This is a genomic window from Streptomyces sp. NPDC036984 (assembly GCF_055607665.1).
The window spans coordinates 131502-154598 of record NZ_JBVJRL010000010.1 but is presented as its reverse complement, the minus strand read 5'-3'; the positions used below and the strand labels follow the sequence as shown (position 1 = coordinate 154598).

The following is a 23097-nucleotide window of genomic DNA, read 5'->3' as shown; positions in this document are numbered from 1 at the left end:
CCGTGCCGGTGACCTCCGGCAGGCCGGGCGGGTCCCGGTCGGCAACGCCGGTGATCAGGTCCTTGTCCCACCGGCCCGGCCGGGTAGCGGCAGGCGCCGGTCCGGCGGATCGTCGTGGCAACCGAGCGGGCAGGTTCTCGTACGGGATCATCTGGGCGCCGGAGTTCCGATGACCCGGGGGCCAGGCCCCGGCGCAGAAGTGTCCCGTGAGGGGGGTGGGCGCGTGATGGAGGACGTGAGGCCCGGCGGCGAGCCGGAGCGGCGGCTGCCGACGGCGGAACCGGGTCTGTGGCACCGGGTGGTCGAGCAGTTGGGCACGGCCGTGACCGTACTGGACCCGGCGGGGCGGATCGTCGCGGTCAACCCGGCCGCCGAGCGGTTGCTGGGACGCCCGGCGGCGGCGATGTACGGCCAGGACGTGCACGACCTGTGCCATCGGGACCCGGGAGGCGCCCGGATCCCCCGGGAGCGCTGCCCGCTGCTGCGGGCACTGGACGAGGGGCGTTCGGCGTGCGGGGACGACGACAGGTGCCTGCGGGGTGATGGACGGCTGGTCCCGATCTCCTGGTCGGCCACGCCTCTCACGGACAGCGGCGGCTGCGCGGGCATGGTCGTACTGATCGTCGAGACCGCGGCGGACCGCCGTGGCCGCCGGGAACACGCGGAACGTGCGGAACAGTCGGAACGGGCCGAGCGAGCGGAGCGAGCCGCCCGGACGAGCGCCCTGGAGGATCTCACCGAGCGGCTGAAACTCGTCGCCGAGATCACCGACGTGCTCGGGCAGACCCTCGAAGTGGACGAGGCCCTCGCCCGGTTGGGCCGGCTTCTGGTTCCCCGTCTTGCCGACTGGGCGGCGGTGGACCTGCGGGTGGGCCCCCGCCAGGTGCACCGGGTGGCGGTGACCGGCCCCGAGGGCCGGGACGCCCGGCAGGAGGACTGGCGCGGTCACCTTCCGCCGGCCGGGGAAGCGGGCCACTCGCCCCTGGTCCAGGTGCTGCACGGGGGCGGCCCCGTCCTCCAGGACCGGTCGGGCACGGACGTACCGCCCGACTCGCCCCTCGCCGCCGTGCACAGTGCCTTTCTCCGAGCGACCGGCGCGGCATCCGTCATCACCGTGCCGCTGGGCACCAGACGGCAGGTCACCGGCGCCCTGACGCTGGTCCGCACCGATTCGGCACATCCCTTCCGCAGCGGCGATGTGGACGTGGTGAGCGACATCGGCCGCCGGGTGGGCCCGGTCATCGACAACGCCCGCCGGTTCGGCCGCCAGCGCGCGGTCGCCGAAGCCATGCAGCGCAACCTCCTCCCCCCGCTGCCCCGGCACGGGCGGGTCCAGCTGGCCGCTCGGTACCAGCCCGCTCCGGCCGGTTCCCAGGTCGGCGGCGACTGGTACGACGCGTTCACCCTGCGGGACGGCACGCTAGCCCTGGTCATCGGCGACGTCGTGGGCCACGATCTGACCGCCGCGGCCGGCATGGCGCAGCTGCACGGCATCCTGCGTTCCCTCGTCTGGGACCACAGCGGGTCGACCGGCGCCGTCGTGGACCGTCTCGACGACGCCATGCACGCGATCACCAGCGTGCCGATGGCCACCCTCGTCCTCGCCCGCCTGGAAGGACCGGACACCGGCCCCTGGACGCTCCGCTGGACCAGCGCCGGGCATCCGCCGCCCCTGCTGCTGACCCCCGACGGGAACGCGCAGTACCTCGAAGCCGGGCAGGGTCTGCTCCTCGGCACGCACCCGCACGCCGGCGGCCACCGGCCGAGCGCCGCCCTCGCCCTTCCGCCGGGATCCACGCTCCTGCTCTACACCGACGGTCTGATCGAGGTTCCCGGGAGCGACCTGGACACCGGGCTCGGCCGGCTGCGCCGCCACGCCCTCGCCCTCGCCCACGAACCGCTGGACACCCTGTGCGACCAGTTGTCCGCCCGGATGCCCCCGGGGAGCACCGACGACATCGCCCTCCTCGCCGTACGCCTGCCCGGGCCCCGAACCGGGCGCGAGCCATGACCGACGGCGGAGGGCTCACCCCTCCGGAGTCAGCACCAGAACGCGGAACGGGCCGGGCGGCACCGCCGTACGGGTGTCGTCCCCGGCGCTCCGCCACCCCCAGGACCGCAACGTCTTCACGGTCCCGTCGTCCCGGGCGTCGACCAACGCGACTCCGAGCGCGGCACCTTGGTCGGCGAGCAGGCGCCGCTGCATGCGCCGGGCGAGGTTCCAGGTGCGGTTCTGGTGCTCCCAGCGCACACGGGGCGGGACGACGATCCCGGAGACGACGAAGAGCCGCCCGAGGGCGGCGCGGCGCAGCAGACCGCCCCGCACGTGTCCGTCGAAGCCCGCCCACCACGGACCGGCGCCACCCGCGGGAAAGCCGTAGGCGCATCCGGTCAAGGCGGTGGTCTCCGCGATCAGCAGCGCGAACCCGGGCCGTCGTGCCTCGGCCGCGAGATGCCGCAGAAAGGCAGTGCGCGCCTGGTTCCACGCCCATGGGCTGCCGCCGGAGGTCTGCGCGTACAGATCCCCCAGTTCCTGCCGGAAATCCTCGACCTGACCACGGCTCAGCTCACGCAGGCGTGCTCCCTCGGGGGGCGAGGATCCCTGCTGCCGCTTCGGTCGGCCCGGCGTGCCCCTGCGCGGCGTGCCCGGAGCGGGGAGGTTCGCCGTAGCCGGGAGAAGTATGAGCGCGGTCATCGGGCGGACCCTGCCCCGGGAGCGGTCCAGGACCGGCCCGGCGTCGTCGATCGCCGAGAGCGGCACCGGTGTCGGAGCCGGTGCGCGGCGTGCCCTCGGTATCTCCACCGTACTCCCGGCCGAGTCCGCAACGGCGGCCCGGCAGGCGGCCGGACCGCCGGTCGGTCGCTGCACGCACGGCCACCGGTGACCGGCATACCCTTCAGACGAGGGCCGCCGCGGAAACGCGCCACGGCCCCCGCAGCGTCGCCCGGCGTCCCGGACGGGGAGCGCATGCCGGTTGTCACCCGTCGCCTGCCAGGAGGTACGTATGGAGCAGGAGCCGTTGCCCGCCGAGGGGCACGCCGAGGTCCGCATCGTCGCGGCGACTCCGGAGGTGGCCCGGCGCGTCGCCGAAGTGCTCCGCCGCTGCTTCGCCTCCACCGAGCAGCGCAGCTACCCCGCCGGCCGGGAAGGCGGGACCCGGCTCCATCTCACCCTCGACACCGGGCACGCCGCGGAACCCGCACGGTCCTGGCTCGCGACCAGCGAGCCGGGACAGGAGGTGCAGACGCACTCCGATGAGGTGTGACCCGGCGCGTCACGCCACGCGGAACCGCCGTCGTCGCGCCCCGGCCTGCCCCATGAGCCTCCCCCATGAGAACGGTCGTCCGACCGGTCCGCTTTCCCCCGATCACGGGTAGCCTGACCGCACCGAGAGCTTTTCGCGCAGCGCGACCGGCGGTGCCGTTCCCGGCGAGTGACGAAACGGGCAGTCGCCCGGCGACTCCCGGAACGGGACCGCACGATGGAGCTCAGCAGCACGCCGGCCGACGGCCCGACACCGGGCGACGGGCACACGTACCGCATGCCCCTGCCTCGCCTGACCCTCACCCCGGACGTCGGTCACGGCCCGCTGGACGGGGCCTGGTGGCCGCGCTGCAACGCCCTGGAGCTCGAACTTCCCTCGCTCCTCGACTCGTTGGAGCCGGGCTCGGGCGCGACGGTACGGGTCACGGTGGATCCTGCCGCATGGCCCGGCGCGCCGGGTACGGTCATGGCGCCCGGCCGGGTGATCGCCGTGGAGCCGGCCGGACCCGGAGGCGAAGCGCACGTCATCACCCTGGAGTGCGGCACCGTGGGACGCTGGGTCCTTCTGGTCGTACCGCCCGCGGAGCGTGCCGGAACAGCCGCCCGGCTGATGACCGCCGCGGCCGACCCCGGCAACCCGCTGACCGCCACACGGATGCTGGCAGTCGCCGCGACCTGGCGCCGGTAGCGCACGAGGGGGAGGCACACGGAGCCGAGCTGGTCCGGCCGCGCACGGAAATCTGTTCCGGCGAGACCACATCTTTGTACCTCGCGGCACCAGGGTTGCCGCGGGGCATACCGTGCTGACACCGCGGAGTGCGGGTGCACACCCGGGCCCGCGCCCGTGATCCGGTCGGCCGGGGCACCCCCGTCGAGGCCACCTGCCTCCCCGGAAGCCGGCCGAGCGCGACACGAATACCTGGTGCCGCCGGTACAGAATTAGGGTCTGCGGCGGGACGAGAATTACCGGAAGATCCGGAAAACGCATGGCCGCCGCCACCCGACCTGTGTTAGCGTGATAGCAGTTGCAGTTTTGGTTGCCAGAGAATTTTTCTTTGCAGAGCTTTCCGGATCTTTCCGGAGGGGTGATCATCGCGGCGACTCGGCTTCCGTAAAGTGCGGAGTCCGGCACTGCCCCCCAAGGGAGATTCAATATGGCATCTGGCACCGTGAAGTGGTTCAACGCGGAAAAGGGCTTCGGCTTCATCGAGCAGGACGGCGGCGGCGCTGACGTGTTCGCCCACTACTCGAACATCGCCACCTCCGGCTTCCGCGAGCTTCAGGAAGGCCAGAAGGTTACCTTCGACGTCACGCAGGGCCAGAAGGGCCCGCAGGCCGAGAACATCGTTCCCGCCTGACGCTGACGCGAATCGTCGCGAGCCAGTGGCTCGCGCATCATGTGGCTGGGGCCCGCGCTCTTGGGGTGCGGGCCTCAGCCCATTCCCTGCCCGCCTCCGGATTGCCGGACCACGGGCAACTCCGGCTTCAGCAGTAAGAGGCCCGGCTTCTCACATTTTTCTTCGGCTCATTCTTGCGAATCCTCGTACGGTCATGCCGTCGGACGGAATTCCTCGATACGCCGCATCGAGGAAGGTTCCTCCATGAACCGCACGCGTCGCACCGCCGGTGCCTCCGGTGGCTTCCGCGCGGACGGCAGGTCCACGCGTTCGGCGGGCTCGGCTCCCGGCAGCCGCTCGCGTACGCAGGGGACGGGCCGCCAGGGTGCCCGTCCGGGCACCGGACGGAAGACCGGCCAGGGCACCCGCCCCGCCGCGCGCCGGCAGGAGTTCGCCCCGCCGGTCACCCTCACCGAGCCGCTGCCGGCGGTCGAGACGTTCGCCGAACTGGACATGCCCGTACGGTTGTCGGCCGCCCTCGACACCGAGGGTGTCGCCGTGCCCTTCCCGATCCAGGCGGCCACGCTGCCGAACGCGCTGGCGGGCCGCGACGTCCTGGGCCGGGGTCGTACGGGCTCGGGCAAGACGCTCGCCTTCGGCCTGCCGGTGCTCGCCCGTCTGGACGGACAGCGGGCCCAGCCCCGGCAGCCGCTCGCCCTCGTCCTGGTACCGACCCGGGAACTGGCCCAGCAGGTCACCGACGCGCTCGCCCCCTACGCCCGTGCCCTGCACCTGCGGCTCGCCACCGTGGTGGGCGGCGTGTCGATCGGCCGTCAGGTGAGTGCGCTCCGCGCCGGCGCGGAGGTCGTCGTCGCGACACCCGGCCGCCTCAAGGACCTGATCGAGCGCGAAGCCTGCCGACTGGACCAGGTCGCCGTCACCGTGCTGGACGAGGCCGACCAGATGGCCGACATGGGGTTCATGCCGCAGGTGACCGCACTGCTCGACCAAGTCCCGGCCCGCGGCCAGCGATTGCTGTTCTCGGCCACCCTGGACCGCAACATCGACCTGCTGGTACGCCGTTACCTCCACGACCCTGTCGTGCACTCGGTCGACCCGTCCGCGGGAGCGGTCACCACGATGGAGCACCATCTGCTGCACGTGCACGACGACGACAAGCACACCGCCGCGACCGAGATCGCCGCCCGCGACGGACGCGTGATCATGTTCCTGGACACCAAGCACGCGGCGGACCGGCTCGCCAAGCACCTGCTGTCCGTCGGTGTGCGTGCCGCGGCCCTGCACGGCGGCAAGTCCCAGCCGCAGCGCAACCGGACGCTCACCCAGTTCAAGGACGGCCATGTCACGGTCCTGGTGGCCACCAACGTCGCCGCCCGTGGCATCCACGTCGAGGGCCTCGATCTCGTCGTGAACGTCGACCCGCCCGGTGACCACAAGGACTACCTGCACCGCGGCGGCCGTACCGCCCGCGCCGGCGAGTCAGGCACCGTCGTCACCCTCGTCCTTCCGCACCAGCGCCGCGCGATGGACCGCTTGATGGGCGACGCCGGCATCACGCCGCACACCGTGCGGATCCGCCCAGGCGAGCCCGAACTGCATCGCATCACCGGCGCCCGGACCCCCTCCGGCGTGCCCGTCACCCTCCCCGCACCGGCCGACGGACGACGCGAGGGCAAGGAATCCACCGGACGGCAGCGCAGGGGCCGGCCCGCCGCCCGAGGCCGTCGACCCGCTCGGAAGAACAACGCATAGCCCGAACACGGGGGAAGCGCTCCCTGCGGTCGGAACGAGCCGTCGCCCGTCCTGCCCGCCCCGCCGACGAGGAGAAGCCCTTGACGCCGTTTCCGCCCCGAACCCAGCCGGCCTGCAGCACCGCAGGCACCGGTCTGACCGCCCGCGACGCCATGCACGCCCCCGGACCGCAGGTCGACGACCACATGGCCGTCGACGTGGCCCTGTCCGTACTCATCGGTGCGCGCGTCCCGCACCTGCTCCTCCAGGACGAGGACGGGCGGTGCACGGGACTGGTCACCCGGGCCCAGCTGGCCGCGCACCGCGGCGGCTCGTGGTACAGCGATCGGACGCGGCTGCGGGACATCCCGCTCGACCGCGGACCGTTCACCTCGTCGCTGGCCCTGCTCGGCGAGGCGGAAGCCGCCATGCGGGGCCGGACCCTGGACGTGTCCCCCGTGATCGACGAGCACGGATACGCCCTGGGCGTCCTGGCTCTCGCCCCCTGACCGTCGTTCCCCACTCTGTTCCGGAGGCATCCATGCGCTGTGTCATCGCCCGTTTCCCCTTCGACCTGATCAAGAGTGAGGTCGAGCAGGCCATGAGCGGCATCACGCCCGAACCGGTCACCGGTGTGTCCGTGACCATCGGCCGCCGCATCTACCCCGTGATGCAGGTCGGCGAAGTGATCACCAGGCAGAACCGCCGGGACTTCACCGTGGGCGAGATGCGCCGGGCCCTGACCCGGCTGGGCTTCACCTGCCATGAGGCGCGCCCGGTCGCCCCGGCCGGCGATGCGCGAAGCGCCGAGGACGCGCTCGGCTGGTGACGCTTTCCGAGGGCGGCGGCAGATGATGCGTCGTCCGCGGGTTGGAAGCCGGAGGATGTGGCACCCGGCTTGTGGCGGACCGGACGCGCGAGCCGCGTCCCGTAGGGCCGACGGTTCGGCCATGAGCCGTCGACGCGCGAGGCCGGTTCGGCCCGCTCCCCCGGTTGTCGTCGCGGGGCTGCCCGGCGACAACCGGGTGTGGCGCGTGCGTGCCGCACCCCGGCAGCCGCGCGGGCCGCGAGATATGTCGATGGTGTGGCCGCGGAGCAGCGGTTAGCCTCGCGGCTCATGAACTGGCTTCCTGCTGACTTCGCCCGCCCTCTGCACGTGCCGCTCCCCGGCGGCCATCACCTGCGTCCCATCTCCGCTGCCGACACAGAGCTCGACTACCCGGCCGTCATGGGCTCGCGAGAGCGGCTGTGGTCCCTCTACGGCGAGGCATGGGGCTGGCCTCCCGCCACCATGACGTACGACCAGGACTATGCGGATCTGCTGCGCCACGAGCAGGAGATGGTGGAGCACAAGTCCTTCAACTACGCGCTGTTCGACGACGCCGGCACCGCCCTGCTCGGCTGCGTGTACATCGACCCGCCGCAGAAGGCCGGCGCCGATGCCGAGATCTCCTGGTGGGTCGTGGACGACAAGGTCGGCACCGACCTCGAACGCGAGCTGGACGCGCTCGTCCCCCGGTGGATCGCCGAGGTGTGGCCCTTCCGCACGCCGCGTCTCATCGGCCGCGACCTCCCCTGGAAGGAGTGGCTCGCGCTCCCGGACGCCGTCTGAACCCCCGCTGAGTACCGAGCGGGCTTCGGCAGCGGCCGAGCTGACTTCTGCCTGCGCCGGAGCCGCACCGATCAGATGATCGTCTTTGCGGGAGACGTCGGGCCGTCTCCCTGACGCGCGGGTGCGCAGCGGGAGCGGCCGGATGGCCGCGCCCCGGGGGAGGCTCTAGCGTCGGACCATGCACGCGCACCGCGGCGAGCCGGCCGCCGACGCGGTGCCCGGACTGTCCGCCGGGCCGGTCGCGCTGGCCTGGCTGACGCAGTTCCTGGTCGGCACCGACCTGTTCGTGGTGGCGCCGCTGCTCCCGCACATCGCCGCGTCGTTCGCCGTCTCCACGGCCGGCAGCGGCCTGCTGATCACGGCCTTCTCGATCGCGTACGTGGTGGCCTCGCCCGTCGCCGGCCGGGTCTCCGACCGCTGGGACCGCGCCACCGTCCTGGTGGTGGCCCTGGTGCTGTTCTCCGCGGCCAACATCGGCACCGCTCTGGCGCCGGGCTTCGGTGTGCTGCTGGTGGCCCGCGTGGTGGCCGGTGTCGCGGCCGCCGCGACCGGCCCCACCGTGTACGCCCTGGTCAGCACCCGTGCGCGGGCCCAGGCCAGGGCACAGGTGCTGGCGGTGGTCGGATCGGGCCTGCTGACCGCCCTGTGGGTGGGCGCCCCGGCCGGATCGCTGCTGGGGCGGTACGTGGGCTGGCAGGTCGCCTTCGTCATCCTCGCCGCGGGCACGTTCCTGCTGGCCTTCCCCCATGCCTTCGTCTGGCGTGCCCGTCCGGTCCCGGCGGCCGCCGCCCCGCCGGGGGCGCCGCAGCGGGCCGGGCGGCCCGGCACGGGCGTCGCGGTGTCCGCCGTCGCGGTGACGGCCCTGTGGGCCTTCTCCGTGTACAGCCTGTACACCTTCCTGGCGGTCGCGCTGCACTCCGACGGCAGGGCCACCGCCGTGACGTGGCTGCTGGCCGTCTACGGCATCGGGGCCGTCGTCGGCGGGCAGGTGGGCGGCCGGTTCGCGGACCGGGCCGACGCCGTGCGGGTCACCCGGTCGGCGCTGGCGCTGACGGCGGTGCTGGAAGCCGTCGTCGCCCTCGCGTTCCCCGTCACCTGGGCGCTGGCCTGCGCGCTGGCCCTGTTCGCGCTGGCGGCCTACGCCTTCTTCCCCGCGCAGCAGCGCCACCTGGTCGACCTGTTCCCCGAGCGGGCGACCGCGATGCTCTCGTGGAACAACAGCGCGCTGTTCGTGGGCCTGTCCCTGGCCGGCGCCGTCGGCGGGCAGATCGTGCATGCCCTGGACTACCCGGTGCTGCTGTACATCGGCGCCGCCGTGGCCGTACCGGCGTGCCTGGTCGCCCGTGGCCGGCCGGCCAGGCCCCGCGGGAAGGAGGTACGGCCCTGACGGCCGCGTCGGCTGCACAGCCCTCACGCGCTCCCGGCCCGTGCGCGTCAGGGAGCGAGGGGACCGACCTGGAACTGCACGCATCACCCGTGGTTCATGGGCGACTGAAGCACCGGCTCGGCCGGTGAGGCCACTTGGGCGTGGGGCCGTACGACGCGGCGCCGGCGGGTCGGTGTCAGGGTCGGGTGGGCAACGCCCCAGGCCGCGCCCTTGCAGATCAGCTCCTTGTAGAGGGCGGCGAGGCGCCCCGTCAGGGCCGTGCGGACGGCGCGGTCGTCGGCGGTGACGTACTGGATCAGGCCCTCCTTGCGGCCCAGCGAGATGCACTGGTTGTAGTAGCGGATCGGTACGTGAGGAACCTTTGTGCCGGTCAGACGGGCCGCGATGGCGTCGGCGGCCTGCCACGCGGTGGGGACGCCCGAGGCGCAGGACATGCGCAGCGGCTTGTCGCCGGGGCCCGTCACCAGGGCAGCGTCGCCGACGGCGTACACGTCCGGGTGCGTCACCGAGCGCATGGTCCGGTCGACCACGATCTGGCCGGTGCCGGTGACGTCCAGGGTGGTGGCCTGCGCGATCGGGTGGACCGCGAAGCCGGTGGTCCACACGGTGAGTGCGGCGGGGATCGTGCCGCCGTCGGCGGTGGTGACGCGGTCCGGCCCGACGGCGGTGACGGCGGTGTGCTCGTGCGCGGTGATGCCGAGGGTGCCGAAGACCTTGTGCAGGTGCCGGCGGCCCTTGGGCGAGAGCCAGTCGCCGAGGCCGCCGCGGGCGGCGAGGGCGACGTCGAGGTCGGGGCGGGCCTCGGCGATCTCGGTCGCGGCCTCCAGTCCGGTGAGGCCGCCGCCGACCACGACCACGGGCTGTCCGGCGGCCAGGCCGGCCAGCCGCTCACGCAGACGGAGCGCGCCGGGGCGGCCGGCGATCTCGTGGGCGTGCTCGGCGGTGCCGGGGACGCCCTGGTCGTCCCAGCCGCTGCCGAGGGCGTAGACCAGGGTGTCGTAGGCGAGTTCCGCCGGGCCGTGCGCGTCGGTGACGGTGACCGCCCTGCGGTCGACGTCCACGCCGGTGACCTTCGCGACCCTCAGTTCCACACCGGTGCCCGCGAACATCTCGCTCAACGGCCGGGGTGTGAGCTGCTGACCGGCCGCGAGCTGGTGCATCCGGACGCGCTCGACGAAGTCGGGCTCGGCGTTGACGAGGGTGATGGCGACGTCCTCGCGGTGCAGCCGCCTGGCGAGGCGCCCGGCGGCGATCGCTCCGGTGTATCCGGCTCCGAGGACGACGATGCGGTGCTGCATGTCCCTGCTCCTGTCTTCAGCGGATTCGCCCCTTGAACCGGGCGGCCCGCCGTTTCCTGACAGAAGTGCGGTGTGAAGCGGGTCACATGGCTGTCAGAAGGCCCTGAGCAGTGCTTCGCCGTGGTCGGCGGCCGCCCACCGCCGGTTCGCACGCTCCAGCTTGTCGGGGTTGGCTTGGTTGCGGAACGCGGCGATGCCCTCGGCGGTGATCTCCAGGCACATGACGCCGATGACCCGGCCGTCCACGACCACCACGAGGGCGGGGCCGCCGTTGGCGGTGGTGGCGTAGAGATCGGGTGAGCCGCCGACCAGGGCGCGCTTGGCCTCGCTGGGTTTGAACAGACCGCGCATGAACTTCGCGACCGCGAGGGCGCCTTCGAACGCCTTGGTGCGGGCCGGGACCTTCCCGCCGCCGTCGCCGATCGCGATGGCGTCCTGGGTGAGCAGCCGTACGAGCGGCTCGGTCCGGCCGCTGGTGGCGGCCGCGAGGAACTCGTCGATGATCCGCCGGGCGGCGGCCCGGTCGATCTCGGTGCGGGCCTTGCCGTCCGCGACATGCTTCTTGGCACGGTGGAAGATCTGCTGGCTGGCGGCCTCGGTGATGTCGAGGATCTCGGCGATCTCCCGGTGCGGGTAGTCGAACGCCTCCCGCAGCACATACACCGCCCGCTCGCCCGGGGTCAGCCGCTCCAGCAGGGTGAGGACCGCGTACGACACCGATTCGCGCTGTTCGGCGGTGTCGGCGGGGCCGAGCATCGGGTCACCGGGGAGCAGCGGCTCGGGGAGCCACTGGCCCACGTAGGTCTCGCGCCGCGCGCGGGCCGAGGTGAGCTGGTTGAGGCACAGGTTGGTGAGCACCTTCGTCAGCCAGGCCTCGGGGACCTCGACGCGGTCGACGTCGGCGCCCTGCCAGCGCAGGAACGTTTCCTGCACGACGTCCTCGGCCTCGCTCGCGGAGCCGAGGAGACGGTAGGCGATGGCCTCCAGGCGGGGCCTGGACGCTTCGAACCGGTCTACGTCGTTCATGGTCAGGGCCATGGCCGGATCCTAGCCTTCGCGCCGCGCGACGGCCGCCGTATTACGGGCCTGCCTCGGTGGCGGGGCGGGCCGGTCAGATGGCCGGTCTTCGATGTGGTCGACACGACTGCCGTCGCCGCGGCCGGCCCTGGTGGTGCGGTGACCGGTGTCGTGTACGGTTCGGGGCGGCTGGCGCGCGGATGGGCGAACGGTCCACCGGATCGGCGGCCGCGGTGGCCGTGTCCGGACGTGAGGGAGGTGGGACGGTGGTGACCGAGTCCGAGCGGGACCTCGACAGTTGCGCCGATGCCCCTCCGGAGCGGACGGCGCGTACCCGCAACCCGCGCGGTCAGGGCGAGCGGCTGCGCGAGGAGATTCTGCGCGCCGCCGGGGGTCTGCTGGAGAAGGTGGGCAGCGAGGACGCCCTGTCGCTGCGCGCGGTGGCCCGGGAAGTCGGTATCGCCACCCCGAGCATCTACCGGCACTTCTCCGACAAGACCGAACTGGTCTGGGCGGTGCTGGAGGAGCACTACGAGCGGCTGGCCGCCCTGATGGCCGAGGCCGATGCCTCGGCGCCCGCCGACGACCCGCTGGAACGGCTGCGGTCCCGGTTGCGGGCGTACTGCCGTTTCGCGGTGGCGAACCCGGCGAAGTACCGCCTGATGTGCGAGACATGGCAGACCCCGGTGGACGAGGAGCGCCTGCACGGCCACCCGGCGGGACTGCTCCTGCGCGGTCTGAGCCGGGCGCTCACCCGCTGCGAGGAGGCCGGCTGGCGGGTGCGGGGCACACGCCCGGAGGCCCCGCATCTGCTGTGGTGCGCGCTGCACGGCCGGGTCACCCTGTGGCAGGTCATGCCGCGCCGCAAGGACACCGCCCGGCTGGACCGGTTCGTGGACGAACTGCTCGGCCTGCTCCTGGAGCGCTGACCCGCACCCGCGGTTCGCCTCGTCCACCACTTCACCCGATTTCCTTCACCTCTTCTTCGATCACGGTCGCATCGCACCCTAAGGAAACGGTCGTAAGCTAACAGTCGTTAGTCGAAGGCCCTCCCCCCACAAGGAGTGGTATGACCATCACCGCGCCGCTTCCGCCACTGCCTTCCCGCCCGCCGTCCGGCTGCCCCTTCGACCCACCCGAGGGACTCGCCCGGCTGAGGATCGAGGAACCCCTGACCAAGGTCGGCCTCGAAGACGGAAGTTGGGCCTGGCTCGCCACCCGGTACGCGGACGTCCGGGCGATCCTCGGCGACGCGCGCTTCAGCTCCGACAACTCCACGCCCGGCTTCCCGGTCAGCGGCATGACGGGCGGTCAGCCGCGTCCGGGCGCCATGCGCGGCTTCATCCGCATGGACCCGCCGGAGCACACCCGGCTACGCCGCATGGTCACCCGCGAGTTCATGGTCAAGCGGGTGGAGGCGATGCGCCCCACCCTCCAGCAACTCACCGACGAACTGTGCGACGCCATGGAGCGCGTCGACCGCTCCGAGCACCCCGTCGACCTGGTCGAAGCCCTGGCGCTCCCGCTGCCCTCCCTCGCCATCAGCCTGCTGCTGGGCGTGCCCTACGAGGACCACGACACCTTCCAGCGGCTGACCGGAACGCTGTTGTCCCGGGAGTTCACCGAGGAGCAGCGGGCGCCCGTCCGCGCCGAACTGTTCGCCTACGTGAGCGAGTTGGTGCACGCCAAGAAGGCCGATCCGGGCGACGACATGATCAGCCGGCTCGTCACCGAGCAGTACGCGCGGGGCGAACTGACCCACGACGACGTCGTCGCGTTCGCCGTGCTGCTGCTGATCGCCGGTCATGAGACGACGGCCAACATGATCGGCCTGAGCGCCCTGTCCCTCATGCTCGACCCGGAGACCGCCGACCGGCTGCGCGAAGACCCCTCCCTCGTCCGCGGCGCCGTCGAGGAACTGCTCCGCTTCCACAGCATCATCCGCAACGGCCCCCGGCGCGCCGCCCTGGCGGACGTCGAGGTCGGCGGACAGCTGATCCGTCAGGGCGAGGGCGTCATCGTCGCCGTACCCTCCGCCAACCGGGACGAGGACGTCTTCCCCGACCCGGACCGGCTCGACATCTGCCGCCCCAACGCCCAGCACCACGTCGCGTTCGGGTACGGAATCCACCAGTGTCTCGGCCAGTCCCTGGCCCGCGCCGAACTCCAGGTGGTCATCAGCACCCTGCTGCGCCGCTTCCCCGGCATGCGTCCCGCCGTACCGGTCGAGGAGATCCCCTTCCGCACGGACATGGTCATCTACGGCTGCCACGCCCTCCCGGTCACCTGGTGACCGGGAGGCCTTCCCCCACGTCATCACCCGCCGTCACCGAAGGAACCACCCATGCAGATCACCATCGACGAGGAGAAGTGCTGCGGCGCCGGCCAGTGTGTGCTGATCGCCCCCGAGGTCTTCGACCAGCGGGACGAGGACGGCATCGTCGTCCTGCTGGACAGCGCCCCGGACGCCGGCCGGCACGCCGCCGTCCGGGAGGCCGCCACCGTCTGTCCGGCCGCGGCCATCCAGGTGCGGGAATGAGCACCGGCCGCCCCCGGATCGCCGTCGTCGGCGCCGCCGCGGCCGGCCTGGCCGCGGCCGAGGGGCTGCGGCGCCTGGGCTGGGACGGGGAGATCTCCCTCATCGGCGACGAACCCCACCTGCCCTACGACCGGCCACCGTTGTCCAAACAGGTCCTCTCCGGCGCCTGGGAGCCGGAGCGCACGGCGCTGCGCGATCCCGGCCGGATCGCGGGCCTCGCCCTGGACCTGCGCCTGGGCACCCGGGCCGTCTCCTACGACCCCGTCCACCGCACCCTCGCCCTCGGCGACGACGCGCACACCGTGCTGCGCTGCGCCGGCGTCATCGCCGCGACCGGGGTGACGCCCCGGGCCCTGCCCGGCACCGAGGGGGTCGAGGGGGTGCACGTCCTGCGCACCCTGGACGACGCCCTCGCCCTGCGCCGGCGCCTCGCCACGCCCGGCCGGCGGCTGGCCGTCGTCGGCGGCGGTGTGCTCGGTGCCGAGGCCGCCGCCGTGGCACGCGGGCTCGGCCACCACGTCGCCCTTCTCTGCGCCCGAGGCACCGTGCTGGAAGGGGTCCTGGGCGCCGAGACCGGCCGGCTCCTCGCCGGTCTCCACCGCGCCCACGGCGTCACCCTGCACACGGGGCAGGCGGTCACCGGCATCCGTGCCGAGGCCGGCCGGGCGGCAGGCGTGGTCCTCGCCGACGGCACCACCGTGCAGGCCGACGACGTCCTCCTGGCCATCGGTTCCGCCCCGGCCGTCGACTGGCTGCGCGGCCCCGGCGCGGCGGCCGCGGGCCTGGACCTCTCGGACGGCCTGGGGTGCGACGAGTTCTGCGCGGCGGCCCCCGGGCTGTACGGCGCGGGCGACGTCGCCCGCTGGTACCACCCCGTCCTGGGGCGGCACCTGCGGATGGAACACCGCATGAACGCCGCCGAACAGGGGCTGGCCGCCGCCCGGAACCTCCTGGCCGAACTGCACCCCGAACGCTTCGGCGAGCGGCGTCCGTTCACTCCGGTGCCGTACTTCTGGTCCGACCAGTACGACGTCAAGATCCAGGGCTACGGTGTCCTGGCCGGCGCCGACCGGATCGAGGTGCTCGCCCGGGACGGCGATCCGCTGCGGCTGGCCGCCCTGTACGGCACCGGGGACCTGGTCACCGGAGCCCTGTCGATCGGGCTGGCGCCACGCCAGGCACGGGCCCTGCGTGCCGTGGCCGCCGCCCCCATGCCCTGGCCGGAGGCCGCCGCACGGCTGGCGGACGCCCTGGAGCCTGCCGTCCTGGCCGGCCGCTGACGGGGACGTCACGGCGGGCCGGAGCCGGAGCACACCGGCGCCGGTCCGTCGTGCACCCGCGGCGGCCTCAGTGGGCCAGGGCGCCCATGGGGTCCCAGGCCGGGAGGACGATCGGCGGCTGGTCGAGGGCGGCGGCCAGGTCCGGCGGCAGTGCGGAGCGCCGTACCGCGATCTCGAAGACGTGCTCACCGAACCACGAGTCGTTCATGGTCCAGAAGCCCTTGTCGGCCTTCTCCTCGCCCCAGCTGTTCTCCACCCGCCAGCGGCGCGGGCTGCCGTCCACCACGTCCACGCCGGTGAACAGCATCGCGTGCGTCATCTCGGTGTCGTGGTGCAGCAGCCGGGCGGCCTTGTCCAGGGTGAAGGGGGTGTCGTAGACGGCCGCGTAGTCGAAGAGACCGGCGTCCCAGACGCCGGCGTCGGCGCGCATCATCTTGGCCACGTCGCAGCCGAACCACACCGGCTCGCCGCCGACGACCGTCTCCATGGCCAGCCGCCTCAGCAGCCCGATCGGCGCGTTGAGATAGACCACGGGCGGGGCGTCCACGACATTGCCCAGGTACTCGACGGTGAAGGTGCGGCCGACCGGGCTCGACTCGCGCGGGTCGTGCACCAGGCAGACGTACTCGTCCAGCGGGAGCCGCACGTACGAGGCGGCGAACTCGGCCGGGGTGAGCCAGCCGTCGCGGTGGAACTCCTTGTCCTTGTCCTCCCACTGCCACAGGAACCGCCGTGGAGGCGTGCCGAGGTGGATGCTGAGCACCCGGTGGACGGCGGCGAGCACCTCCCGCTTGCGTTCCCGCTGGGCCGCGACTCCCTCGGCGGCCTGCCCGCGCAGATCGCGGGCGCCCTGGCGGAGCAGGGTCTTCAGGGCCCGGTTCATCGCCCGGGTGGAGGAGGAGCTGTCGGTCTCCGGCATGGCCGACTTGGGGACCAGGCCGTGCTTGGCGACCAGCGCGACGAACATGTTCCACTGCCCGCCGTCACTGATCGGGTCGGCCAGCAGATGCGCCACCGTACGGTCGTCCAAGTCCCGGTCCGAGGTGTCGATGACCGCTTCGAGGAAGTGGTTCGCCCGCTCGAACTTGTCCCACCAGAGCAGGTAGTTCTGGGAGAACTCGAAGTCCTGTACGCCCAGCTTCCGCGCGGCGCCGACCCGGAGCAGGTTGAGCCCGGCGAACATCCAGCAACGCCCGCTCTGCTTCTGGTTGGTGACCTTCCAGTCGTCGAGGTGGTGCGAGACGGAGTGGTCGATGCCGGTGAGGATCCGCCGGTCCAGGGCGACGTCGTCCACCGGTGTCTGGGTGACGGCGTTCTGCATCAGCCGGTTGACCGGCCGAGCGGCGAACTCCTTCTCGAACAGCTCCAGCTGATCCGGTGTCAAACCGCGTTCCATGGCCTGGCGGGAGCCATCGGGTGCGAAGGTCACGGCGGTCCGCCTCCAGTTCCCCGGGGAGAGTGCAGCGCGCCTTCACCGTCGCACGGCCGTTCAACCACCGTCAACGGCGCACCGAGCGCCGGTTCCGGGCCCTCAGCCCCGGCCGGCGCCGGCCGCGAGACCCGCCACGACCTGGCGCGCGCCGTCGACCGCCCGGCGGAACGCCGCGGGGTCCTGATGGGCGCGGGCCAGGACATAGCCGCCCTGGACCGTCGCCATGATCAGTGACGCCATCAGGTCCGGGTCGGTGCCGGGCCGGAACTCGCCGGCCCGCACCCCCTCCGTGAGCACCTCGGTCAGGCGCCGGCCGAGCCAGGTGAAGAAGTCCGCCGTGGTCGCGCGCAGGACGTCGTCGGCGACCACTTCGTGGTCCTGCGCGAGCCGGCCCATACGACAGCCCGCGAGCGGGTCGCGCTCCAGGTCGAGGAAGGAATTGAGACGGTCGACGGCCGGCCCGTCCCCGGCCAGGGCTTCCTCCGTACGGGCGCGCAGCTGCTCGCTCATGCGCGCCATGGCCGCGACCGCGAGGTCCGCCTTGCCGGAGAAGTGGTGATACATGCTCCCCTGCCCGGCCCCCGCACGCTCCAGGATCATGGCCGGACTGGTCCCCGTGTACCCCCGCTCCCACAGCAGTTCGCCCGCCGCCCGGGTCAACGCCTCCTTCTTGCTCATGCGTTAATCGTACATACCATTCGGTACACCAGGCCGTTGGTGACAAGGCGGCGCCCCCGCCCCCAAGGGGGAGCGGGGGCGGCCGGGAAACCGGGTGCGGCCGCGGTTACCGCACGTCCACGAAGTCGCCGGCCGCCTTGACGGCCGGGGTGGTGGAGGTGCCGGCGAAGGACCAGCGCCAGTAACCGTCCTCGGCCGCGGTCACCGTGGTCGACAGGGTGCCGGTGCCGGAGGTGTACACCGTCTTGACGGTGGTGTAGGCCGTCGTGCCCGCCTTGCGGAACTGGAGCCGGACCGGCTGGCCCGCGTATCCCCGGTGGTCGAGGGTGTCCCAGTTGGCCCGGCTGAGCTTGCCGGTGACGGTGAGGGCCCCGCCCTTGGCGACCGGCTCCGGACCGGCGTTCACGGTGAGCCTGGACTCCCGCTGGAGTCGGGTCGTGGTGTAGTCCGGCGTGTGGGTCCAGCTGTCGTCGTCGGCGACCCCCTGGACGCTGACCTTCCAGGTACCGGCGGAGGCGTTCGTGAGCGTCCAGTCCGGCTCGAAGGTGAACGTCTGCGAGCAGGTGGAGGTGGTGGCACTCGTGGCTTCGCAGTCCGCGTGGACGTAGTACTGGTTCGACACGATGCGGTCGTCATAGGTCTGGTACGGATTGGCTCCGTCCGGTCCGCGCCACAGGACGAAGTCCGCGTCCTGGATGCCGGACGGGTGGGTGAACGTCCCCGACACCGTGACCGTCTTGTCGTAGATGTCGAGTACGACGTCGGGGTTGCCTTCGAACGCCACGTCGGCGATCCGGACATCACCCTGGGTTCCCTCTGCGTGGGCACCGGGGACGGCGAGGCCGGCCAGCGCGGCGACGGCACCGAGCACGGCAGAGGCAGCGCGCTTGCGCATGTATCTCCTTCACGGAGCGAAGAGCAGGAAGTCGCCGCGGGGCGCGGCGGGGCAGGTGCGGCGGGCACAGCGGCCGCACGGACTGCCCGCTCTCCCCAGCGCACCACCGGACCCGAACGTCACAGCGAGTTCAGCGCGGCGGTCACCGTGCCGCGCAGGGTCCGCGCGTCGGCGCCGGCGCGGGAGCGCAGGTTGACGCCGTAGGCGAGCAGGGCGAGGAGGTCCGCCACGGCCGCCGGGTCGGTGCCCTCGGCCAGCTGCCCCTTCGCCTCGGCCGTGGTGAGCGCCGCGTACAGGGCGTCGCGCAGCTCTTGGTGGTGCCGGTCGAGGACGGCGCGTACGCCGGGGTCGCCGTTCTCGGCACCCGCGTGGGCGTTGGCGGCCATGCAGCCCCAGCGGGCGTGCTCGCCCGAGCACCGGGCCCGGATCAGCCCGTCGAAGAAGTCCGCCACGGCGGGCAGTCCCCGGTCGTCCTCGGCGAGCCGGCGGAACATCGGACGGGACCGCCGCTCCAGATAGCGGCGCAGCGCGGCGAGGTACAGCTCCTGCTTGCCGCCGAAGGTCGCGTACAGGCTGGAGCGATTGAGGCCGGTCGCGGTCACGACGTCCTGGATCCCGGTCGTGGCCGCGCCCTGCCGCCAGAACAGCAGCATCACGGTGTCCAGGGCCGCGTCCGGATCGAAGTGCTTGACGTCCGGCATGTGTCAGCTCACCTGCCATCTTGAAATACTGGTTCCAAGATACCGCGGCGCGTCCCGATGCCGTTGGCCGATTCGGGCTTGGCCATCAGTCCCATGCGTTGAAGAGCACTCCGCCCAATGTGGTGATGCCGTAGAGGCGAACTTCGCGCCACTCGCCCTGGGTCAGCACCGAGGTGTCGATGTCCGAGAGCGACAGAGTGAGCTGCGCGCGATCAAGCACTGCGAACCCCAGGTCGGCAAAGACATGGGCCCACGGTGGCGGTGCGAGGAACTCCTCGGTGTACCAGTCCCGGCGCTCCTGAGCGAATGCGATCCAGGGGTGGTGGGCGTGACACAGGACGACGCACTCGCCTGCGCCCTCGATGACCGTCGCGGTGTGGAACGTACGAGGGTACGTCTGTTCCTCCATCTCGCCCACATGGCCTTTGGCCGCCCGGGCGGCTGCATACAGCGCCGCCCGGAACGCCCGCGGGTCGGTTTCCGGTGGCGGCCCGTCCTCCGGCCGGAAGAAGCCCGTGGCGCCTCGCGGCAATGTGAACGCTGCGTCCTTGTCTCCAGCCATGCGGCTCATTCTCTCCAGCCCTGGTGCGGGGCCGCGCTCCCCCGTATCTTGGAACGATCGTTTCAAGTAGTGCGGTCCGAGCCGGCCACCATCCGGAGGAAACCCACCATGACCAGCCTCACCACCGAACTGCGCACCTTCTACGCGGCACGCCAGGAGCAGATCCCCGCCGAGATACGGGAGGTCATGCGGCGGGCGGACCGGGATCTCGCCGCCTCCGGGCAGGCCGAGCGCGCCCGCGCCGCCGGCGACCGGGCCCCGCGCTTCCGCCTGCCCTCCGCGACGGGCCGCACCGTGGCCCTGGACGACCTGCTCGCCACCGGCCCGGTGGTGCTCACCTTCTACCGCGGCGCCTGGTGCCCGTACTGCAACATCGCCCTGCGCGCCCTCCAGCGGCACCACGCCGGCATCACCGCCCGGGGTGCCCGCCTCGTCGCCGTCTCGCCACAGATCCCCGACGAGTCCCTCACCCTCGCCGAGAAGCACGACCTGGCCTTCGACGTGCTCAGCGACCTCGGCTCGGACACCGCCCGGCAGTACGGCCTCGCCTTCGACCTGCCCGACGACCTCGCCGCCGTCTACGACGAACTGGGCTTCGACCTCCAGCGCGTCAACGACGGCCACCCGCGCACCCTGCCGATACCGGCCACCTACGTGATCGACCGGACCGGCACCATCCGCTGGGCCTTCGTGCACACCGACTACACCACCCGCGCCGAACCCGCCGACATCCTCCGGGCCCTCGACGCCCTGGACTGCGGCAGCGCCTAACGGACCGTCCAGGTCAGCGAGTTGGACGCCTGGGCGCGCGCCGCCGGGTCCCGCAGGGCCGCCGTGCGATCGGTCACCGTCGCCGTGACCGAGTGGCCGTGGCCGCGGACACCCAGCACGTGGGGTGTCACCGCGCGGGCGCCGGCCGCCCAGGGGATCTCCCTGCCGTCGACGTACCAGGTGAGGCGGAGGTCGGCGAGGCCGGTCAGCGGGGCGAGGCGGACCGTGATCGGCCGGTTCCCGCGCACCGGCTCGGCGGTCGGGACGGAGGAGGTCAGCGCGTCCGCGTCGGCGTAGAAGCCGGCGATCATCGCCTCGCGTCCGACGACGTTGAACTCGGTCGAGGCCAGGGTGCGCATGAGGGAGGTGTCGGTCGGGCGGTGGATGCCGGTCTCGTAGTAGCCGCCGCCCTCGTAGGTGCCGACGACCGAGCCGGTCGGGTCCTGGGTCCCCGCCCAGCGGTGCCACTTCGCCGCCGCCGGGTCGCGGGGGAGGGTGAGGTTGGCCGCGGCGGGCTCCTCGGCCCAGGGGTAGGCGCCGTAGCCCGGGTACTGGTACTCGTCGGCCAGCCTGCCTATGGAGTGGCCCAGTTCATGGGCGCCTATCAGGTACGACCGGTCGTTGTCGGACGACATCGTCGCCACGCCGTGGAAAGGAGAGGCCGGCGGCAGGTCGGCGGTGGAGTAGCCGGCGCCGCCGTACTTGGCGGAGTTGGCGACGACGAAGACGATGTCGGCGTCCGGGGCGAGGCCGGCGTACCGGGCGACCGCGTCGGTGTCGACGCACAGCAGGCGTTCGAGGCCGTCGCAGAAGAAGGCGGAGCGCAGCGCGGTGTCCTTCACGACGTCGGCCGTGGGGTCGCCGGAGACACCGGACTCGGCGGAGACGGTGTCGACCAGCCAGATGTTGAACAGGCCCCGGTAGCTCCGGTACGGCTCGACACCGAAGATCGCGTCCAGTTTCTCCTCGGCGTCCGCGGCGAACTCGCCCTGCTCGTCGGCGGTGTAGCCGTCGCCCAGCACCACCAGGTCGAGCCGCCCGGACACCGGTCCGGTCCGCTGGAGCCGCCGCACCGCCGGCTCGGCGGCCTCCCGCGGTGAGCGGTGGGCGGCCGGGCCGTGCCCGGCCGGGTGCACCGGGACGGTCACCTGGCGGGGCTCGCCGCCGGGGCCGGGGAAGTACTCGACGTGCTGGGTGCGCTGCGCGGGGGCGGCCGCCTCGGCCGTCCCCGAACCCGCTCCCCCGGCCAGCGCCGCCACGGCGGCGAGAGCGGCTGCGGCGGCGCTGATCCAGCGTGTACACGGTCTTGCGCGGTGCGGCACGGCGACCTCGCTAAGTGCTAAGTTAAGTGCATTTAATGGCGCGCTTAACTTAGGGGCGCGGACGCGAACAGGCAAGACCGAAAAGCAAGTTGAGTGCACCCGATCACTCGGTGCCGGCGCTCCCGTGCCGCACCGCGCTGTGGGCGAGCCACTCGGACCAGGTGAGGTTCCAGTCGCCGTAGCCGTTGCCGGCCTCGACGATCTCCTTGGAGCCGGTGACGCGGATGACGTCGCCGGGGATGACCCGCCGGTAGAAGCGCTCGGCGGTGCCGTCGGTGGCGAGGCCGACACAGCCGTGGGTGACGTTGGCCCGGCCGGCGTTGGTGTCGGCGTTGGGGTTCTGGTGGACGTAGGTGCCGGACGTGGTGACGTGCACCGCCCAGGCGTAGTAGCCGTGGTAGGCGTCGCCGAGGCCGACGGTCCGGGAGTCCATGTAGACCTTGGGCTGCTTGTCCAGCACCACCATGGTGCCGTTCCAGGTGTCCAGACCGGGCCGGCCGGCGGTGACCGGGATCCGGGTGACGGGCCTGCCGTCCTCCCGGACCGTCATGGTGTGGGCGCGCACGTCGACGGTCGCGGTCAGGGAGCGGCCGATGGTGAAGTGCCGTACGGCCTTGGTGCCGACGCGCAGGGTGACGCGGGTGCCGGGCTTCCAGTACGCCGGGGGGCGGTAGTCGACGCGCTGTCCGTCGAGCAGATTGCGGTCCTTGACCCAGCTCCAGGCGCCCGCGACGGCGGGCTCGGTGCCGACGGTGAGCCGGCGCTCGACCTCGGCGCGCTGGGCGGCGGGGACGGGGTGCGGGAAGGTGACGGATATCGGCATGCCGACGCCGACGGTGGCACCCTCACCGACGTTCACCCTGGCCTCGGCGAGGACGGCCGGTTCGGGGGCGGCGGACGCGGTCCGGCCGGGCGCGGCGGTGGGCGTGGCCCCGCCCGTGCCGGTGCGGCCGGTGGGCTCGGTCGCGGCCGACGAGGTGGTGGCCGCACAGCCGGTCGCCGCGAGTACGAGCGCGCAGGCCGCCGCAAGGGCGCCGGCGACGGTCCGCGCGCGGCGCGGGTGACGGACGGCCGGGTGGTGCGGGCGGTCGTCGGCCGGGCGGTGCGAACGGTTGCTGGTCGAGTCGTGCGTGGACACGGAATTCCCCCTGAAGTGTGTGCTGTCGTGGTCTCTACGCACCGCAGTGGGGCCGGGTTGCATCCGGGTTCGGGGAATTCCACGGCTTCCCTGTCCGGGCGGACGGCGGGC

The 23097-nt window shown here is 72.6% G+C and carries 25 protein-coding genes; 15 read left to right on the top strand and 10 right to left on the bottom strand.

Going from position 1 to position 23097, the window contains the following annotated elements:
• The first annotated feature begins 226 nt into the window (after positions 1–226).
• Positions 227–2011, top strand: coding sequence for a SpoIIE family protein phosphatase (locus tag ACZ7DL_RS20235; RefSeq protein ID WP_470775606.1), 1785 nt, complete (start codon positions 227–229; stop codon positions 2009–2011).
• 15 nt (positions 2012–2026) lie between these two features.
• Here ACZ7DL_RS20235 and ACZ7DL_RS20230 read toward each other — a convergent pair whose 3' ends face one another.
• Positions 2027–2695, bottom strand: a complete 669-nt coding sequence (locus ACZ7DL_RS20230; RefSeq protein ID WP_470775604.1) for a hypothetical protein — start codon at positions 2693–2695, stop codon at positions 2027–2029.
• Between ACZ7DL_RS20230 and ACZ7DL_RS20225 the strand changes: the two genes are divergently transcribed.
• The 9 genes from ACZ7DL_RS20225 (at position 2682) to ACZ7DL_RS20185 (ending at position 9353) form a co-directional block, all read left to right on the top strand.
• Complete coding sequence (locus ACZ7DL_RS20225) at positions 2682–2885, top strand: hypothetical protein (protein WP_470775602.1); 204 nt, start codon at positions 2682–2684, stop codon at positions 2883–2885. The two genes, ACZ7DL_RS20230 and ACZ7DL_RS20225, sit on opposite strands and share 14 nt — an antisense overlap.
• A gap of 120 nt (positions 2886–3005) precedes the next feature.
• Positions 3006–3266: a hypothetical protein gene (locus tag ACZ7DL_RS20220; RefSeq protein WP_470775600.1), complete on the top strand. Its 261-nt coding sequence runs from the start codon at positions 3006–3008 to the stop codon at positions 3264–3266.
• Positions 3267–3482: 216 nt separating this feature from the next.
• Positions 3483–3953: a DUF5994 family protein gene (locus ACZ7DL_RS20215; protein WP_470775598.1), complete on the top strand. Its 471-nt coding sequence runs from the start codon at positions 3483–3485 to the stop codon at positions 3951–3953.
• Between the two features lie 466 nt (positions 3954–4419).
• On the top strand, positions 4420–4623 hold the full coding sequence (locus tag ACZ7DL_RS20210; RefSeq protein ID WP_007383480.1) for a cold-shock protein: 204 nt from the start codon (positions 4420–4422) through the stop codon (positions 4621–4623).
• Positions 4624–4866: 243 nt separating this feature from the next.
• Positions 4867–6375 carry a DEAD/DEAH box helicase gene (locus tag ACZ7DL_RS20205; protein ID WP_470775596.1) on the top strand — a complete coding sequence of 503 codons (1509 nt, stop codon included), beginning with the start codon at positions 4867–4869 and terminating at the stop codon, positions 6373–6375.
• Between the two features lie 80 nt (positions 6376–6455).
• Positions 6456–6863, top strand: coding sequence for a CBS domain-containing protein (locus ACZ7DL_RS20200; protein ID WP_470775594.1), 408 nt, complete (start codon positions 6456–6458; stop codon positions 6861–6863).
• A 32-nt stretch (positions 6864–6895) separates the two neighbouring features.
• Positions 6896–7183 carry an SCO5918 family protein gene (locus tag ACZ7DL_RS20195; protein WP_470775592.1) on the top strand — a complete coding sequence of 96 codons (288 nt, stop codon included), beginning with the start codon at positions 6896–6898 and terminating at the stop codon, positions 7181–7183.
• 288 nt (positions 7184–7471) lie between these two features.
• Positions 7472–7966, top strand: coding sequence for an N-acetyltransferase (locus ACZ7DL_RS20190; protein ID WP_470775590.1), 495 nt, complete (start codon positions 7472–7474; stop codon positions 7964–7966).
• 178 nt (positions 7967–8144) lie between these two features.
• A complete protein-coding gene (locus tag ACZ7DL_RS20185) occupies positions 8145–9353 on the top strand; it encodes an MFS transporter (protein WP_470775589.1) in 1209 nt (402 codons plus the stop codon).
• 83 nt (positions 9354–9436) lie between these two features.
• Here the strand turns inward: ACZ7DL_RS20185 and ACZ7DL_RS20180 are convergent, their stop codons facing one another.
• Both ACZ7DL_RS20180 and sigJ read right to left on the bottom strand, forming a co-directional pair.
• Positions 9437–10651, bottom strand: coding sequence for an NAD(P)/FAD-dependent oxidoreductase (locus ACZ7DL_RS20180; RefSeq protein WP_470775587.1), 1215 nt, complete (start codon positions 10649–10651; stop codon positions 9437–9439).
• A 93-nt stretch (positions 10652–10744) separates the two neighbouring features.
• Positions 10745–11689 (bottom strand): RNA polymerase sigma factor SigJ, encoded by a 945-nt coding sequence (gene sigJ / locus ACZ7DL_RS20175; RefSeq protein WP_470775586.1) that lies wholly within the window; start codon positions 11687–11689, stop codon positions 10745–10747.
• A 245-nt stretch (positions 11690–11934) separates the two neighbouring features.
• Here sigJ and ACZ7DL_RS20170 point away from each other — a divergent pair, with 245 nt between their 5' ends.
• The 4 genes from ACZ7DL_RS20170 (at position 11935) to ACZ7DL_RS20155 (ending at position 15487) form a co-directional block, all read left to right on the top strand.
• The gene (locus ACZ7DL_RS20170) at positions 11935–12597 is read left to right on the top strand and encodes a TetR/AcrR family transcriptional regulator (protein ID WP_470775584.1); all 663 of its coding nucleotides are present in this window, start codon (positions 11935–11937) and stop codon (positions 12595–12597) included.
• Between the two features lie 140 nt (positions 12598–12737).
• Positions 12738–13961, top strand: a complete 1224-nt coding sequence (locus ACZ7DL_RS20165) for a cytochrome P450 (RefSeq protein ID WP_470775583.1) — start codon at positions 12738–12740, stop codon at positions 13959–13961.
• A 51-nt stretch (positions 13962–14012) separates the two neighbouring features.
• On the top strand, positions 14013–14207 hold the full coding sequence (locus ACZ7DL_RS20160) for a ferredoxin (protein WP_470775582.1): 195 nt from the start codon (positions 14013–14015) through the stop codon (positions 14205–14207).
• Entirely contained in the window at positions 14204–15487 is a 1284-nt protein-coding gene (locus ACZ7DL_RS20155) for an NAD(P)/FAD-dependent oxidoreductase (RefSeq protein WP_470775581.1), read from the top strand. Before ACZ7DL_RS20160 ends, ACZ7DL_RS20155 begins: the two co-directional genes overlap by 4 nt.
• A 67-nt stretch (positions 15488–15554) precedes the next feature.
• Here ACZ7DL_RS20155 and ACZ7DL_RS20150 read toward each other — a convergent pair whose 3' ends face one another.
• The 5 genes from ACZ7DL_RS20150 to ACZ7DL_RS20130 form a co-directional block, all read right to left on the bottom strand.
• A complete protein-coding gene (locus tag ACZ7DL_RS20150) occupies positions 15555–16871 on the bottom strand; it encodes a C1 family peptidase (protein WP_470775579.1) in 1317 nt (438 codons plus the stop codon).
• A 147-nt stretch (positions 16872–17018) separates the two neighbouring features.
• A complete protein-coding gene (locus ACZ7DL_RS20145; protein ID WP_470775577.1) occupies positions 17019–17597 on the bottom strand; it encodes a TetR/AcrR family transcriptional regulator in 579 nt (192 codons plus the stop codon).
• 106 nt (positions 17598–17703) lie between these two features.
• Entirely contained in the window at positions 17704–18492 is a 789-nt protein-coding gene (locus ACZ7DL_RS20140) for a DUF5707 domain-containing protein (RefSeq protein WP_470775575.1), read from the bottom strand.
• A 119-nt stretch (positions 18493–18611) separates the two neighbouring features.
• Positions 18612–19193 carry a TetR/AcrR family transcriptional regulator gene (locus ACZ7DL_RS20135; protein ID WP_470775574.1) on the bottom strand — a complete coding sequence of 194 codons (582 nt, stop codon included), beginning with the start codon at positions 19191–19193 and terminating at the stop codon, positions 18612–18614.
• Positions 19194–19278: 85 nt separating this feature from the next.
• Positions 19279–19755: a hypothetical protein gene (locus tag ACZ7DL_RS20130; RefSeq protein ID WP_470775572.1), complete on the bottom strand. Its 477-nt coding sequence runs from the start codon at positions 19753–19755 to the stop codon at positions 19279–19281.
• Positions 19756–19863: 108 nt separating this feature from the next.
• Here ACZ7DL_RS20130 and ACZ7DL_RS20125 point away from each other — a divergent pair, with 108 nt between their 5' ends.
• Complete coding sequence (locus tag ACZ7DL_RS20125; protein WP_470775570.1) at positions 19864–20526, top strand: peroxiredoxin-like family protein; 663 nt, start codon at positions 19864–19866, stop codon at positions 20524–20526.
• Here ACZ7DL_RS20125 and ACZ7DL_RS20120 read toward each other — a convergent pair.
• Both ACZ7DL_RS20120 and ACZ7DL_RS20115 read right to left on the bottom strand, forming a co-directional pair.
• Positions 20523–21848: a M64 family metallopeptidase gene (locus tag ACZ7DL_RS20120; RefSeq protein ID WP_470775569.1), complete on the bottom strand. Its 1326-nt coding sequence runs from the start codon at positions 21846–21848 to the stop codon at positions 20523–20525. The two genes, ACZ7DL_RS20125 and ACZ7DL_RS20120, sit on opposite strands and share 4 nt — an antisense overlap.
• Before the next feature lie 103 nt (positions 21849–21951).
• On the bottom strand, positions 21952–22986 hold the full coding sequence (locus ACZ7DL_RS20115; protein WP_470775567.1) for a L,D-transpeptidase: 1035 nt from the start codon (positions 22984–22986) through the stop codon (positions 21952–21954).
• Positions 22987–23097: the final 111 nt, after the last annotated feature.